Source organism: Streptomyces sp. NPDC022910, from assembly GCF_055561075.1.
The window spans coordinates 1-13438 of the sequence record NZ_JBVHHL010000074.1 but is presented as its reverse complement, the minus strand read 5'-3'; the positions used below and the strand labels follow the sequence as shown (position 1 = coordinate 13438).

The following is a 13438-nucleotide window of genomic DNA, read 5'->3' as shown; positions in this document are numbered from 1 at the left end:
AGGGGTTGTACGCGGTCGTGATGGACCGCGGAGATGCATCTGCTGGACTGCGTCGAGTCACCGGCACAGGAAGGTTTCCGGGTCCTGGTCCGCAACTTCCCGGGTGTACGGCGGGGACCTCCGTACGGGCGCGCGGCCGCCGTTGCCGTGCGCCCGTACGAGCGGCCCGCTCCTAACCCCGGGCGATCTCAGCCCCCGTGAAGCGATAGTGCTGGGCCGGGTCGAAATCGGGCCACGGCTGATAGGTGTTCACGCCGGGGTCGCCGCGCAGGTGGAACGCGCTCGGGTACGGCTGCTCGTCCGCCGTGATACGGGTCGACGTCGGGATGTAGCGGATGGTCAGCCCGCACCTTCGGTGTGGCGAGGTGTTCGCGGTGCTGCCGTGCACGATGTTCGGGTGGTGCACCTCGACGTCGCCCGGAGCCAGCACCATGTCGACGGCCGCCGACTCGTCCACGTCGACCGCGATCTCCTCGCCGAGCACATTGTCCACTGCCGTGTTGGCGCGCATCGCCGCTATGCCGCCGCGGTGGCTGCCGGGGATCAGCCGTACGCAGCCGTTCTCGGGCGTCGAGTGGTCGATGGCCAGCCAGAGCGTGACCACTCGCATCGGCTCCAGCGGCCAGAATGCCGCGTCCTGGTGCCAGAGCACCGGCTGCCCCGAGTACGGCGGCTTGCTGATGTAGTGCGAGGCGAACAGCGCGATGTCGGGGCCGATGAAGGTCTCGGCGATGTCCAGCAGCCGGTCGTCCGAGACCAACCGCAGCCAGAACGGGTCGTCGCGCAGCAGCGTGTGGCCCAGCTGTTCGGGTCGCAGATCCGGGTGGCGGCGTTGCAGCCAGTCGACGTGGCCGGCTGCCTCCTGCACCAGTTCCCGGTCGATGACCTCGCGGAGGACGACGTAGCCGTCGCGGTCGAAGCGGTCGAGGACGTCACTCATCGGGCTCTCCCAGAATGCGCAGCGGGGCGGGTGCCCCGGCGTGGATGATGTGGCCGTCCACCGACGCCTCGCAGTGGCCGGCCGACAGCCTGAGGTCGATCTCGTGGCCGCGGTAGTGCAGCCCGTGCAGTTCCAGATCGCCGGGGAGCCAGGCAGGAGGCGTCAGGTCGAGCGCGCCGTCGACCTGTGGTCGTAGCCCGGCCATGCCGAGCAGGATCGCCTCCGTACCGGTCAGTCCGGCGATCACATTGGCGCGCCGGCCGCGGGGCGGGGCCGCGGGGCGGTCGCAGTAGTGGTCCTGCGGGTAGTAGGGGAAGTGGCCGCCCATCCACAGCACCCGGCGCAGTACGTCCCAGGCCCGCCGCGGCTCGCCCCGCTCCCACAGGGTCAGTGCCAGTTGCGGGGCCTCGCCGGTGTAGGCGCCTCCGCCGGACCAGTCCACGTCGCCCAGTTCGTAGTGCAGCCCGTCCTCGGCGGAGACGCTGCTCACCCCGTAGGGGCCGAGGAAGGCACCGTCGCGCAGGTGGCTCAGCAGCGCAGCGGCCATCGGGGGCGTGCAGGCGCCGGCGCGCAGCGCGTCGAAGGCCTGGATGGAGTAGGCGAGTTCGGTGTGCCCGTCGGGGTAGCGGCTGCGGAACCAGCCCGCCTCCGCGTCCCACAGCTCCTGCGCGACGGCCTTGAGGATGCGATGCGCCCGGGCCCGCAGGGGGGCCGTCGGCACCGGCGCGTCACTCGCCTCGGCCACATCCGCCAGCAGGTCCAGGCTCCAGGCCCGTTCGGCGTTGGGGCTGGCGACGACGTGTTCCCAGCCGGTGGAGCGCATCTCGAGCAGGTTGTGCTGGGCGCCGTAGTCGCGCAGCTCGCCGGCGACGGGGAAGCGGTCGGCGAGCTGCGCCTCCGTCTCGTGTAGCCGTGCCACCAGGTCGGGGGCGATGCCGTCGTGGCAGGCGGCGGCGTGCGCGAGCATCATCAGCGACCAGCCGCTGTAGGCGTACGCGACGCCGGTGCCGCTGCCGTCGGGGGCGATGGCGTAGTGGTCCGTCAGGTCGGCCTTGACCATCGCCTCCACGACGTCCGCGACGCCGCGGCCGAGCAGCAGGGCGAGGGTGTGCGGGGCGTAGCCGCCGGTGTCCCAGGCGTATGCGCACAGCGCCCCGCCGTCGATGCCTGAGGTGGCGGGGAAGGGGACGGTGGCGAAGGCCGGGTTGTCCCACAGGCACACCAGGCCGCTGGCGAGTGAGCGGCGGTAGTACGCGTCGAGTTCGGGGACGTCCGTGTCCAGTCGCGGCACCCGCTCCAGGGCGCGGGCGGTGCGCCGCCCGACCAGGGTGCGGGACTCGGCCGCCCACTCGCCGGGACAGCCGCCCGGGCTGCTGCCGTCGAGCAGCACCGCCAGCTCGAAGACGGCCTCGTCCGTGGGGCCGATCGTCGCCGCCGGCGGCCCGTGCACCAGCGACGCCCGGGCCTGTGCTGCCGCTTCGGGCTCCGGCGGCATCCAGCCCCACTCCCCCAGCGGCACCTCGCAGGCCGGTCCGGCCGTCAGCTCGGGCAGCAGGCGCAGCGTCAGCCCCCGCCCGGAGCGGTTGCGCACGGTGATGCGCAGCGCGTAGCCGGGGCGTCCGTGCAGCGGCGTCAGCTCCGAGCACACCAGCAGCGACACCAGCCGCCCCTCGTGCCGGCGATGGTAGGTGCCGCGTCTCTTGATGCCGTCCAGCCGCCAGGTTCCGCCCGCGGGCAGCAGCCCGGTGCCGTGCATGCCCGGGGCACCGGTGTCGCTGATGTGGATGCCGTCCGCTTCCAGCACGACGGCCAGCCTGGCCTGCGGGGCGGCGTAGGGCGGGGCGTAGCAGGCGCCCACACCGCACACCGTGCCCGGGGCGAGCGCCGCTGTGGACCAGCCGCTGGTGGTCCACAGGGTCTCGGCGACGCCCCGCCGCAGATCGAAGTCGAAGTCGCCGGTCTCGTACCCCGTCACAGACTGATCTCCCGTTTCTCCTGCGCGGACCGGTAGGCCGCGAGAATGATCTTGAGCACGTCCGTGCCCTCTTCGTGGGTGTGCACCGGGCGGGACCGGTCCCGTATCCGGCGGACGAAGTCGGCGCAGATGGCCGGAATGGAGTCGATCGCCGGAAATTCGATCGTGGTGGCGGCCCCGCCGCGTGGCTTGTGCCACAGCGTCACCCCGTCGCTCCACAGGCTGCCGAGCTCGCCGTTCACCGAGAACTTCTCGGTGAACGGCGCCGCTTCGTATGCCCAGCTGGTCACCACCTCGCCCACCGCGCCGTCGGCGAAGCGGACCAGCACCCGGGCGGAGTCCTCGCCCTCCATGAATGCCAGCCGGTGGGTGCTGAGCATCGCCGTCACCGCCGCCGGGTGGGCGGACGCCAGGTACAGCAGCAGGTATGTGGGGTGGTAGCCGGTGTCGATGAGTTCGCCGCCACCGCTGGTGACCGCATGTGCGCGCCAGCCCATCGTCGACGGGTGGAAGTCGTTGAAGAAGCTGTCGGTGGTGCGCAGTTCGTAGACGCGGCCCAGCGCGCCGGAGTCGATGAGTTCGCGGGCGTGGGCGACCGCGGGCAGGGTGAGCTGGTTGTGCGCGCACATCAGGGTGACCCCGGCGGCGCCTACCGCGTCGGCGATCCGGTCCGCCTCGGGGAGCGTCAGGCACAACGGCTTCTCGCACAGGATGTGCTTGCCGGCCTCGGCGGCGGCGATGACGGCGTCGGCGTGCAGATGATGGGGCAGGCAGATGTCGACGGCGTCGACGGGGGCCTCGTCCAGCATGCGCTCGTAGGAGCCGAACACCTGGGCGTCACCGGCCTGCCGGGCGCGGTCGGCGGCGCTGTCGGGGTTCACGTCGGCGACGGCGGTGACGGCGGCCTGGTCCGGGACGGCGAGATAGCCGCGCAGATGGGAGCGGGAGATGTTCCCGCAGCCGACGATGCCGATGGAAACGGTCATACGCGGCTTCCTTCCTCGCGGCTGCTGCGGGTGGCTGCGGCCATCAGGCGGGTCAGGTCGAGGCCGAGGGCGAGGTTCTCCTCGTCACGGGTGCCGTCGGTGACATGGCGTACGAACAGGTCGAAGGGCGTGCCGGTGCGCGGCGGCAGGGGCAGTTCGCGCCAGTCGTCGCCGGTGTTGAGCAGGAGCCGGGGTTCGGGCGTGCCGTACACCAGGGATCCTTCGGCGCCGTGCAGTTCGATGGAGAACGGGGAGGCCGGTGCGGTGAAGGATGCCTCCACCACGCCGAGGGTGCCGTCCGCACAGCGCAGGACGGCGACAGCGTTGTCTTCGACTGCGCGCTGCGTCACATGGCCGAAGGACGCGGTCACGGTCTCGGGCATACGACCGAGGAACAGCCTGGCCAGGTACATGGGGTGGCAGCCGAGGTCGATGAGGGCACCGCCGGCGGTGGCGGCCGGGTCGTAGAAGTGCTCGGGGAGCCAGCCCTCACCGACCGAGCCGCCGTGGGCGAGGCGGACCCGGACGAGGGTGAGGCGGCCGAGGTCGCCGTCGGCCAGCACCTTGCGGATGGCCGTCGTGCTGCCCTCGTACAGCCGTGGGAGCGCGAGCATCAGCGCGACGCCGGACTTCTCTGCGGCGGCGGTGATCTCCGCGCACTCGGCCGGAGTCGGGGCGAGGACCTTCTCGGTGAAGATGTGCTTGCCGGCCGCCGCGGCGGCCGTGATGACCTCGCGGTGGGCGGTGGTCGGGCAGGTGACGACCACGGCGTCGACGTCGTCGCGGGCGAGCAGTCCGCCGAGGTCGGGGTGGAAGCGGGCGCCGAGTTCGTCGGCCCGGGCACGCCCGCGGGCGACGTCCTCGTCCCAGACGGCAGTGATCTCGGTGTCGGGGTGTTCGGACGCCTGGCGGGCGTAGTCGGGGGCGTGCACGTGCCAGAAGCTGAGGATGGCGAGGCGCAGGGGCACGAATGGTCCTTTCTAACCTTTGACGGCGCCGGCCAGGCCGTTGACGAAGTAGCGCTGCAGCAGCAGGAAGATCACCACGATCGGGACGAGAGAGATCACGGAGCCCGCGCACAGGAACGTCCAGTCCGTGGAGTTCTGTCCCAGGAACGAGTACATCCCCACCGGCAGCGTGTGCAGCTCCGGTTTGGAGAGGGTGAAGACGAGCGGGATGAAGAAGCTGTTCCAGGCGCTGATGCAGGTGAACAGGCCCACGGTGGCGAGCATCGGACCGGACAGCGGCAGCATCACACGCCAGAACGTCTGGTGGAAGCTCGCGCCGTCGACCTTGGCCGCGTCCTCGATCTCCCGGTCCATGGTGGAGAAGTAGCCCATGAACAGGAAGGTGGCGAAGACCAGGCTGCTGGAGGACTGCACGATGATGACGGCCCACAGGGTGTCGAGCAGGTGCAGCCCTCGCACGATGTCGAAGATCGGGATGATGGTGTAGCCGTGTGGCAGGAACAGCGTCACCGAGATCAGCCCGATGCAGGCCTTGCGGCCGGGGAAGTCCGTGCGGGCGAGAACGTAGCCGGCCATGGAGGTGGCGAGGAGGGTCAGGATGACCGAGCCGCCGGCGACCACCACCGTGTTGACGAAGTACTTGCCGAAGGACGCCTCCTTCCAGGCGCTGGTGTAGTTGGAGGCGTGCACCTCGCCAGGGAGCGGGTTGAGGCCCCGGGAGAAGAAGCCGTCGGCGCTCTTGAAGGAGCTGCCCAGCGTCCACAGGAAGGGGAACAGCCAGACGAGGCCGCCGCCCAGGAGCAGCAGATGGGTCAGGGACCGGCCCGCGGTGCGGCGGAGAGCCCCGCGACGGCGCGCGGGTGTGCCGCCGCGGCGGGCGGTGGAGACCAGGACTGCCATGTCGCTGCCCCCTTTCAGGCGCGCCCGGCGGCGCGGCGCTTGGCGATGGACCGGAAGATGAGCACCTGCAGCACGGAGAAGACGATGAGCAGCAGGCCATAGAAGAAGGACGCGGCGGAGGCCAGGCCGACGTCGGGCTCGGTGGCCTGGGCCTGGTTGCCGCCGAAGGCCAGGTGGTAGATGTAGGTGTTGACCACCTCGGTGCCGAAGTACGGGCCGCCGCCCGTGAGCACCTGCACCAGGTCGAAGACCTGGAACGAGCCGATGAAGGCCAGGATGACGATCATCAGGCCGACCGGGCGCAGCAGCGGCGCAGTGATGTGCACAAACGTGCGGATGCGGCCCGCACCGTCGATCTTCGCCGCCTCGTAGATCTCGTCGGGGATGGTCTGCAGCCCGGCGAGGAAGTAGACGAGGTTGTAGCCGAGGGTCTGCCAGATGCCGACGAGGATGATGATCCCCAGCGCGATCTTCGGGTTGCCGAGCCAGTCGACGGGCTGGTCGACGAGGTGGGTGTCGAGCAGCCAACCGTTCAGGGTGTCACCGAAGTTGGAGAGCATCAGCTGGACGACGACGCCGACGACGGCGGGCGAGGTGACCACGGGCAGGAAGAACAGCGTGCGGTAGAAGGCGGAGAACCGCAGTTTCTTGTTGTTGAGTACGACCGCCAGCGCGAGAGCGATGACGAGCTGGACGGGCACCACGAGGATGGCGTACACGAAGGTGTGGCCGACGGCCCGCCAGAAGATCGAGTCGTGCGCGATCTGACGGAAGTTGTCCAGCCCGACGAAGTTCCCGGGCGAGCCGATGCCGTTCCAGCGGTAGAAGGTGTATGCGAGCGAGCCGAAGATCGGGTAGACGACGAAGGTCAGCAGCAGCGCCAGCAGCGGGGCGAGGTAGAGGTAGCTCCACTTCCCCCCCTTCAGACGGTGCCACAGGCCGGTCTTCGGCGGTACTGCCGCGGGGGCCGCCCCGCGCCCGCCGGTGGGCGGGCTCGGAGCGGCGGTGTCGAGGAGTTGCACACGGGCCTCCGGATCACGCCGGCTTGTTCTGGTACGGCTTGGTGGGGTCCCAGTCCTTGAACACCCAGTCGTCCAGGCTGACCTTGGCCCCCTTGGCCTGGGCCTCCTTCACACCGTCGGCGAGGGCCTTGTTGCGGCGGTCCTCCAGGCCGGTGAGGGCTGCGCTCATGTCTCCCAGCTGGCCTGTGTAGAGACCGGTGATCACGTCGGGCAGGTCCGGCTTGACGGCCGGGACGACGACCTTGGACGCCTCGGGGTTGCGTATCGAGGGCACGGGCCACGGCAGTGCGTACTTGCGCGTGTCGACGAAGGCCTGGAAGGCCTTGGAAGTGATCTTGGCGTTCTTGTTCGCCTCCGGGAACACCGACAGGCCCTGTCCCGCTTCCACCCAGCGCTGTCCGGCCGCCGGGCTGTGCAGCCAGTCGAACCACTCCCAGGCCTCGTCGGAGATCTCCGAGTGCTTCGAGATCGCCCACACCCGGCCACCTGGCGGGTAGTAGAAGAACGCCTTCGGGGTCTCGGTCGGCGAGGGCAGCGTGGTCAGGCTGTAGTCGGTGAAGTGGTGCTCGGTCCAGGTCGACTGGTTCCAGACGCCGCCGACGATCATGCCGAACCTGCCGCGCTCGAAGAACGCTCGGGCCTGCTCGTCGCCGATGGACATCGACGCCGGGTAGATGTATCCCTGTTTCTTCCATTGCAGAAGCAGTTCGAGGAAGTCGGTGTAGTTGCGGTCGGAGCCGAAGGTCCACTTGCCGACGCGGTAGTCCAGGCCGTCCACGCCGTAGCCGGCGGGCGAGCCGGCGCCGCGCACGAACAGCTCCACCCACCACGGCAGCGAGGCGTTCTGTGCGTTGCCGAATCCGAGGCCGTGGGCCTTGCCGCCGCTCTTCTTGGTGATCGCCGCCGCCGCGGCGGTGACGTCGTCCCAGGTCTTCGGAATCTTGACGGAGCCGTCCGGGTTGGTGATCCCCGCCTGCTTGAACAGGCCGTTGTGGATGTACAGCTGCAGCCAGGGGGCGGCGCCGCCGAAGGGGGCGCTGTAGACCTTGTCCTCGACCATGTTCACGCCGTTGAAGAAGTTTCCTTCGGGGAACCGGCCGCGCCACTGCGCGGTGGCGTGACTGTCCAGGGCACGCAGCCAGCCCAGACCGACCTGCTCGTCGAACTTGGGGCTCGGCGGGATCATCAGCATGTCCGGGGTCTTGCCGCCGCGGAAGGCGAGGTTGACCAGGTCCGGGTACTTGTCGCTGACCTGGACCGTACGCTTGATCTTGATCTTCGGGTGCTGCTTCTCGAAGAGCTCGATCTCGCGCTTCAGCCACGGCTCCTGGCTGACGTACCAGTCCCAGTGGTTGATCGTCTTGGTGCCCGGTGGCGCAGAGTCGGAGGACGAGGTGGAGCAGCCGGACAGTGCGGTGGTGAGTGCGGTGCCGCCGACGGCGGCGGAGGCGGCGAGGAAGCCGCGTCTGCTGAGTGGAGACATGGGCCTTACGCTCCGTTCTTGAGCGATGCGTCGTCGACGAGGAGATCTCCGGTGCCGGCGGCGGTGCTGACCCACCACTCGGCCTTGTCGAGGGTCTTGCCGTGGAAGTCCAGCGGCACGGCGGTGGGGGTCTTCAACTGGCTCCAGCCGCTCGTCGACACGACACCGGAGGCGAGCGGGACGGATTCGGAGGTGCCGTCGGTGTACGACAGCTTGAGTTTGATCTGTGCGGTGGTGCTGGTGCCCGAGGCGAGGCGCACCCAGGAGCTGGAGGTGTAGCTCTGGCCGGAGGCGACCTGCACGCCCTCGGCGGGTCCCTGCCACTCGGCGGTGCGGCCGGTGGAGCGGACCGCGACGGAGCCGGAGTGGACGGTCCCGGTGTCGGGCTTCACCGTGCTCGGGCTGAAGCCGTACCAGTTGGCGGTGCCCAGCTCGGCGTCGGCGTTGGCGAGCAGCTCCTTGTCGTCGGAGGCTTTGCCGTCCGCGACCACGGTGATCGTCTCGCCGCTGTTGGACGGCATGTGGACGTGCACCTTCTCCGTGGCGCCGTTGGCCGTCACCGTGCCGAGATAGTCGCCGAGGAAGCCACGGGTGCTGTAGTCGCCCGAGGTGTTGGTGGTGCCCGAGGCGTTGGTCCACCACGTCTTGGTCACCAGGTCGTGCCAGATCTGGCCGTTGGGCTTGAGGGACCAGTCGGCGTTGTAGAGGGCGGCCAGCGGGTTCCAGATGTTCTTCTCCCAGATGCCGAAGGTGCTGATCGCGGTGACATCCGGGTGGCTGAACAGGATGGTCATGAAGTCACGCGTGTAGTCCGCCTGCAGCTGCTGGTCGGCGGTGGTGATGTCGAACTCGGTTGCCTCCAGCGGCAGTCCGAGGGTGGCGTACCGGTCCAGCAGCTTGTAGACCTCCTCGGGCGGAGTGGGCTGCAGGGCGGTGAAGTGGCTCTCGAGGCCGAGGCCCTCGATCGGATAGCCGCCTTCCCCGTAGGCACCTTCCTTGATCCGCTTGGCCAGGTTGTAGATGTAGTCCTGGTGGCGCTTGGACCAGCCGTTGTTCTCGATCAGGCCGTAGTCGTTGAGGACCAAGCGGGCCTTGGGGTCGGCCTGCTCGGCCAGCACGAACCAGCGGTTGATCTCGTCGGGGCCGAAGATGTCCTGCAGATTGTGCTCGGAGTAGGGCTCGTTGACGACGTCCCAGTTGTCGATGTTGCCGGTGAGTGCTCCCGCTTCGTCCGCGATGTGGCCGTCGATACGGGCGCGTAGCGCGGTCTTGTCGTTCTGCAGGTTCTGCAGGTCGGCGGGGAGGTAACCCCAGGAGGGCCAGACGAGGTTGTGGCCGCGCATGGCGAGGCCCTGCTCGCGCACCCACTTCAGCGTCGGCTTGGTGACGCTCTCGCGCTCGGTGGCGTTCTCCCAGTGCGTCCACTTGAGGTTGTTGCCGAAGGACACCTGGTTGAAGTCGCCGTTGGTGACCGCCTGGCGGTACTTCTGACCGTCGGTGGTGTTCTGCATCATCGTCGCGGCGTCCACTGCGGTGCCGAACTTGAAGGCGTGCTTCTGCATGTCCGCCTTGACCGAGGCGCCGGGCACCGGATTGCCGCTGGAGTCGACGACGTGGACGGTGAGGTCGCCCTTGCGGTACTGGTCGATGCGCTGGTTCGCGGCGGTGCGCCAGGCGGCGTTCGTCTCCCGGCCCTGATAGGTGACCTTGGGGAATCCGGCCGGGTCGCCCTGGCCCCAGTCGGCAACGGACACCCCGGCGATCTGCAGGGTCTGTGCGCCGTAGCCGAGCCACAGGTTGAGGTGCGCCTCGCCGGCCGCGTAGTCCTCCGCGATCCGGAAGGGGAAGGTGAACTTCTGCCAGGTGGGGGTCACACGCAGCGCCGCGGTCGCGGACTTCTTGTACGACCCTCCGTCACGCTCGAACGCGAAGGTGGCGTAGCCCGCGTCGGATCCGGCGGGCGGGGTGACAGAGCGGGCCCAGAAGGTCGCCACGGCGGCGTCATTCGTCTTGACGGCGGCGGCGGTCTTCGCACCCAGCGTGATCTCGTACTCGCCGTCCAGACCCGCGCTCTTCGGGGCCGACGTGGTGGTGATCTGCAGCGCCTTGGTGAAGTCGGACGAGCCGGAGACGGGGACGACCTGGTACTGCGGGGCCGGATCGCCCTTGGACTCGGTGAAACCGGCCAGCGGGTCCGAGCCCATGATCTCGACCGGGTCGGCGGAGGCACGAGCGGCGACCGGGACCGCCTGCAGACAGAAGACAGCGAGGAACAGTGCGGCGAGAAAGGAGAGCGGCTTTCTTACACGAGCTGTCCGAGGGACGTTTCTGGAACTCCTTGAATGCCTCATTGATTCGCCCTTCCGGGTATAGGTGGGCACGGTGCTCTGTTGCTCCGTGCTGCGGCTCCACCGGGGGGTGAGGCGGTACGAGGGATTGCATCTTCGGTGGGTCGGTGAGCGTCAACGATCTGCCGGGGCGGGGGCAGTGCTGTCCCGGACTATCAATTCGGTGGGAAGGACGATGCGTTGGGAATTCTCGTCGGATTCGGCCCCGTCGAGGGCGGTGAGGAGGATGTCCGCGGCCCTGCGACCCATGTCGGCGAACGGCTGCCGGACCGTGGTGAGCGCCGGGCGCACATGGGCGGCGGCGTCGATGTCGTTGAACCCGACCACCGACACGTCCTCCGGCACCCGCACACCGGCCTCCGCGAGCTCGTCCAGCACCGCGAAGGCCGCCGAGTCGTGGTACACGAACAGCGCCGTCGGGCGGCGGTCCGCAGGCAGCTGCAGCAGCTCCCGGGTGCGGCTGCGGATCAGCGCCTCCTCAAAGCCCGTGTCGGCCTCGAGTCCCTGGTCGGGCTCCACACCGGCCTCGCGCAGGGCGTCCCGCAGCCCGCGCCGCCGCTCCTGGACGTACGGATGGTCCAGCGGCCCGAGAACACTGGCGATCCGGCGGTGGCCGAGGTCGAGCAGATGGCGGCCGGCCAGCCACCCGCCGGTGTAGTTGTCGGCGCCGACGGCGGGAAGGTCGCTCACCGCGCCGAGGGTGTCGACCAGGACCGTGGGCAGGCCGCCACGGTGCAGGTCGACCAGACGGTCCAGCGGCTGCTGGTCGTGGGCCACCACGATGAGCCCGGCGCACAGGCCGGAGCTCACGACCCGGTCGATGGCACCGCCGTAGTCCCGCTCGTTGGTGCTGGTGAACAGGAGGATCTCGTACTTGGTGCTCTCGACCACCTTGGCCACGCCGTAGTTGATGTCCGCCATGAAGCGCCAGGTCAGGCCGGGCACGATCATGCCGATCAGACCGGTGTTGCCTTTGGCGAGCGCGGTGGCGGCAAAACTCGGTACGTAATTGTGCCGACGCATCACGGCGAGCACCCGCCGGCGTGTCTCCGGATCCACCTTGGGACTGTCGTTGAGCACCAGGGAAACCGTTGACTTCGACAGGCCGGAAAGCCGGGCGATATCGCGAATGGTGAGTTTGGCCATGCCGCTCCTCTTTCTGTTGGACTGGTCCAACGAGGTGCCGTCAGGTAGCTGTTGGACCAGTCCAACGCTGGTTGTGGAACGTATCGTTGGACTGGTCCACCGTCAATGCACGGGACAAAAGAAGTCGAGCTGAGGGGCAATCAGCGCCCGTCCACGGGGCTTCGCCAACCGGGCCGGTCGGTGCGTCCTGCAGTGCCGGAGTACTGTCGCCGCACCCCACAGCGGCTGAGCCCTTCTTGGCGAAGCCGGTGTCGTCGACGATCAGGACGCCGCCGTCCTCGCCGCGCTCTTCGGAAACGCATGTCTGCGGGTCGTCGCGAACGTCGTCGGCTTCCCCGGTTGCTCCGTTCGGCGGTCGCCGACAGCAGTCGGGGTGCGAAGCTGCGGCGGCCGGTGACCGGTCTTCGGTGACAACCCTCAACCTCTGATGACACGGGAAAGCCAAGTCGGATCGCCGCCCGATCCCACCAGTACAACCGCTTGTACGTGACCCACGCCCCGCGCTCCGGCGCGTAGAACGACGTCAGCACCGGCACCGCTGGGCCGTCCGGCCCGTGGAACAGACAACGCCACATGCCCGGATGCCAGCGGCCCCCACGCGCACCTGGGCTCATTGCCGTCCGGATCCCAGGCGACCACACCATGCGAGCGGCCGACCCCGGCCTGTCGGCGTATCGTGAGGATTGCCCGACCGCAGTCCGGCAGGGCGCGGTACCCGACGACCTGCGTCTTCTGGAGCCGCCCGCGTCACGACAGGGTGAGCTCGGGGAGCGTGCGAGGGAATGCAACTCCCGTGCCACTGCAGCACTCTCTCCGGAACGGGAATCGGGACCACTTCCACATCAGGGATATCACTCATACGGTCGAAACAAACTCGGGGTGCCGTCTCGTGACAGAGGACATGAGACGTGACTGAACGCTTCTGGCGAAGCTGCCTCGCTGTCGGGGGAGAGGCAGACCGGTTTCTACAGAGAGCGACGGTGATCAGAAGTGCCCCACCAACGCCAAGTTCCACACCGGCGCCTTCGCGACGCCACCCGGCTCCTGCTGGTCGGTGCCCTGGCGGCCGTCCTGACGCTGGGCGCCGGTACCGCCCAGGCGGCCCCCACGGGCCACGTCTCGACGCTCGACGCGGCGACCCACCGGATGACCGTCACGGATCACGGCCGGACGGTGATGACCTTCACCGTCGGCTTCGGAAAGCCGGACTTCCGTACGCCGTCCGGAACGTTCCACGTGCTGGGCAAGGACGCGGTCATCAAAATGACGTCGTGCAGCGCGAAGATCACGTGCAATCCGCGCGATCCCAACTACTACGACCTCACGGTCCACTGGGCGGTGCGCCTGACCAGCGGCGGCGTGTTCGTCCACGCAGCGCCCTGGAACCACGCCATCGGCCGGGCCGACATCTCCCACGGCTGCATCCACTTGAGCACGGCGGACGCCCAACGCTTCTACGAATTCAGCCGAATCGGCGACACAGTGATTGTCAAGAACACCGGCGGCTCCGGCGTCGGCCCGAGCGGCCCGTAGCACCTACGCGTCAGCGTCGAAACCCGGATCCACAAGTGCCCTGTGTCAAGGGACAGTAGGAACTCCCCACTGGCGGACAGTTAATCTCCCCGCTGGTGGACAGCGTTTCTCCCCGGTTGGGCAGTAGATCTCGGGGG

At 68.8% G+C, this 13438-nt stretch carries 10 protein-coding genes and 1 pseudogene; 1 reads left to right on the top strand and 10 read right to left on the bottom strand.

Annotated features, from left to right (window positions below; all coding sequences use genetic code 11):
* Positions 1 to 172 precede the first annotated feature (172 nt).
* From ACZ3TS_RS37765 to ACZ3TS_RS37720, 10 genes and pseudogenes are all read right to left on the bottom strand, one after another.
* Entirely contained in the window at positions 173 to 940 is a 768-nt protein-coding gene (locus ACZ3TS_RS37765; RefSeq protein WP_467626517.1) for a phytanoyl-CoA dioxygenase family protein, read from the bottom strand.
* The gene (locus ACZ3TS_RS37760; protein ID WP_467626514.1) at positions 933 to 2915 is read right to left on the bottom strand and encodes an MGH1-like glycoside hydrolase domain-containing protein; all 1983 of its coding nucleotides are present in this window, start codon (positions 2913 to 2915) and stop codon (positions 933 to 935) included. The genes ACZ3TS_RS37765 and ACZ3TS_RS37760 overlap by 8 nt, the downstream gene beginning before the upstream one ends.
* Entirely contained in the window at positions 2912 to 3901 is a 990-nt protein-coding gene (locus tag ACZ3TS_RS37755; RefSeq protein WP_467626511.1) for a Gfo/Idh/MocA family protein, read from the bottom strand. The genes ACZ3TS_RS37760 and ACZ3TS_RS37755 overlap by 4 nt, the downstream gene beginning before the upstream one ends.
* Complete coding sequence (locus ACZ3TS_RS37750; protein WP_467626508.1) at positions 3898 to 4869, bottom strand: Gfo/Idh/MocA family protein; 972 nt, start codon at positions 4867 to 4869, stop codon at positions 3898 to 3900. Before ACZ3TS_RS37750 ends, ACZ3TS_RS37755 begins: the two co-directional genes overlap by 4 nt.
* 12 nt (positions 4870 to 4881) lie before the next feature.
* Complete coding sequence (locus ACZ3TS_RS37745) at positions 4882 to 5769, bottom strand: carbohydrate ABC transporter permease (RefSeq protein ID WP_467626505.1); 888 nt, start codon at positions 5767 to 5769, stop codon at positions 4882 to 4884.
* Positions 5770 to 5783: 14 nt separating this feature from the next.
* Positions 5784 to 6791 (bottom strand): carbohydrate ABC transporter permease, encoded by a 1008-nt coding sequence (locus ACZ3TS_RS37740; protein ID WP_467626503.1) that lies wholly within the window; start codon positions 6789 to 6791, stop codon positions 5784 to 5786.
* Between the two features lie 13 nt (positions 6792 to 6804).
* Positions 6805 to 8274: an ABC transporter substrate-binding protein gene (locus ACZ3TS_RS37735; RefSeq protein WP_467626500.1), complete on the bottom strand. Its 1470-nt coding sequence runs from the start codon at positions 8272 to 8274 to the stop codon at positions 6805 to 6807.
* Between the two features lie 5 nt (positions 8275 to 8279).
* Positions 8280 to 10478: an endo-1,4-beta-xylanase gene (locus ACZ3TS_RS37730; protein ID WP_467626497.1), complete on the bottom strand. Its 2199-nt coding sequence runs from the start codon at positions 10476 to 10478 to the stop codon at positions 8280 to 8282.
* Positions 10479 to 10736: 258 nt separating this feature from the next.
* Complete coding sequence (locus ACZ3TS_RS37725; protein ID WP_467626496.1) at positions 10737 to 11768, bottom strand: LacI family DNA-binding transcriptional regulator; 1032 nt, start codon at positions 11766 to 11768, stop codon at positions 10737 to 10739.
* A gap of 176 nt (positions 11769 to 11944) precedes the next feature.
* A pseudogene (locus ACZ3TS_RS37720) lies at positions 11945 to 12117 on the bottom strand (transposase); the annotation flags it as partial.
* A 641-nt stretch (positions 12118 to 12758) separates the two neighbouring features.
* On the opposite strand from ACZ3TS_RS37720, the gene ACZ3TS_RS37715 reads away from it, so the two are divergent.
* Positions 12759 to 13301, top strand: a complete 543-nt coding sequence (locus tag ACZ3TS_RS37715; protein ID WP_467626494.1) for a L,D-transpeptidase — start codon at positions 12759 to 12761, stop codon at positions 13299 to 13301.
* The last annotated feature ends 137 nt before the right edge of the window (positions 13302 to 13438 follow it).